This is a genomic window from Brunnivagina elsteri CCALA 953 (assembly GCF_002289455.1).
Lineage (GTDB): Bacteria > Cyanobacteriota > Cyanobacteriia > Cyanobacteriales > Nostocaceae > Brunnivagina > Brunnivagina elsteri.
In genome coordinates, this window is record NZ_NTFS01000705.1 from 1 (window position 1) to 1,696 (window position 1,696).

Annotated in this window: 2 protein-coding genes and 1 pseudogene; all 3 read right to left on the minus strand. The window is 38.5% G+C overall.

Features of this window, described 5'->3' with window-relative positions; translation table 11 throughout:
* Nucleotides 1-407 (minus strand): annotated as a pseudogene (locus tag CK510_RS31330) (M23 family peptidase); the annotation flags it as partial.
* A 147-nt stretch (nucleotides 408-554) separates the two neighbouring features.
* Nucleotides 555-680, minus strand: coding sequence for a hypothetical protein (locus tag CK510_RS34165; RefSeq protein ID WP_281257109.1), 126 nt, complete (start codon nucleotides 678-680; stop codon nucleotides 555-557).
* A 36-nt stretch (nucleotides 681-716) separates the two neighbouring features.
* On the minus strand, nucleotides 717-1,696 hold a 980-nt coding region (locus CK510_RS30055; protein WP_245912519.1), incomplete at its 5' end, for an ATP-binding protein.

Genomic DNA, 1,696 nt, shown 5'->3' on the forward strand with positions numbered 1-1,696 from the left:
TTTGGTACAATTTCGGCTAAATATTGGAGAGATTGTTTACCTAATAATGGGAATTTATCTAATGTAGAGGTATTGGGTATATTAATCGTATTGAGAATGTTACTTAAACTGAATAATTGAGGCTTTAGAGCTTCATCGATATCACCCAAAGTCAAGTATTTATCTGGTGTATCTCCTGCATTCCATTGACGAGAAAATCCGTTGATTTTTATCGAGCCATTTTTTTGGATTGTCGGCATTTGGTTAAATGAAATTCTCTGCCAATCAGGCAGTAATATTTGTTTACCCGTGGCAAGAGGTATTAAACGAGTGGGTAAATTTGATTGAGTTTGGGCTATGGATAGAGACGTTAAGTAAATGCTAGTTGTGGTAAAGAAAAGAGAGAATACAAATCGACTAATTTTCATAAATCAATATTCAGAGATTTTATGAAAAATTATCGGTTAATATCTTTAATTTGTGTACTTGACTATTGACGTAAATAGTGATGTTCGCGTCAGATTTCTAAATAGTTTATTGATACTAAGGATGCTTTCATTTTCAGAGCGATCGCGCTAACTATCTGCCCCAAACAAAACCTCTGGTTCTTTTGCCCAGCGACTTGTATCCGGTGAGGCAGCAGGACGAGCGTAAACCGCTTTATTGCGAATCTCCACAATTTTATCTTCTTCACGAATCATGCTAGGAGTAAACTGCGATACCTGCGGTCAGCTTCGCTAACGCACCTCTAAAAAATCCCTCACAGTCACGCTTAGAGGCTTTTCCCCAAGCTCATCACTAGAAAGCTCCTGCGTATTCCGATAAAAAGCATTCTCCGCAGTTTTCCTGACCATCAAGGCAATTTCTGCTGGGGTTAATAACTTCGTTTCCCTCAACAAACGCAACCAATCCTTTTCGCAAAAATCCAATCCTGGAAAATATTTAGCCAGATGTAATTTAAAAATTTCATACCTTGCACCAGCATGGGGTAAATCTACAAAAATAATCTCATCAAAACGACGCACTAATTCGGGTGGTAAAAACTCCAATCTGTTCACTGTTGCCATCACTAAAACTTGGGATGTTCTCTCTTGCATCCAAGTCAATAATTTCCCTGCAAGTTGACGCGATACACCACCATCATTATCTGAATCAAAACCAGCAAAACCTTTATCAAAATCATCGAAATAAAGAACTAAACCATGCTCTCCATTGGCATCACAAAATTGTAAAAACTCCCTTAAATTTTTCCTAGATTCATAAGCAGTTGTACCCCGTAATCCAGCCCAATCAGCAGCAACCATTGGTACACCCATTTTCTTTGCTGCCAATTTCGCACTGAGTGACTTCCCGGTTCCTGGTGGTCCCCAGAGTATCATACCCTTGGGAAAGCTGAGATTATGGTTTTTGGCTTCTGGTTTGAGTAACACCGCAGCGCGTTCTAAAATGTTTTCTAATAAATCTAATCCACCAGCTTGGGGTACATCTGGCTCGCTAATAAATTCTACACCCTGATTTTTGAGCTTACTTTTTTTGTAATCTAAAACCCCATCAATTAGTTCTTCGAGAGTGTGAGGCAATCCCAATAAACGAGAAAATAACATTTCCAATTCGCCCATTGGTAAACCTAAGCAAGTTCGGACTAAAGTTTCAAATTTATGTATGCTATTTGGTATGCGATCGCAGCAATTATTTACAAAGTTTTGAATTGTGATCG

Coding starts and splice junctions, on each gene's coding strand:
- CK510_RS34165 (WP_281257109.1), bottom strand. CDS start 680: ATGATTCGTGAAGAAGATAAAATTGTGGAGATTCGCAATAAAGCGGTT.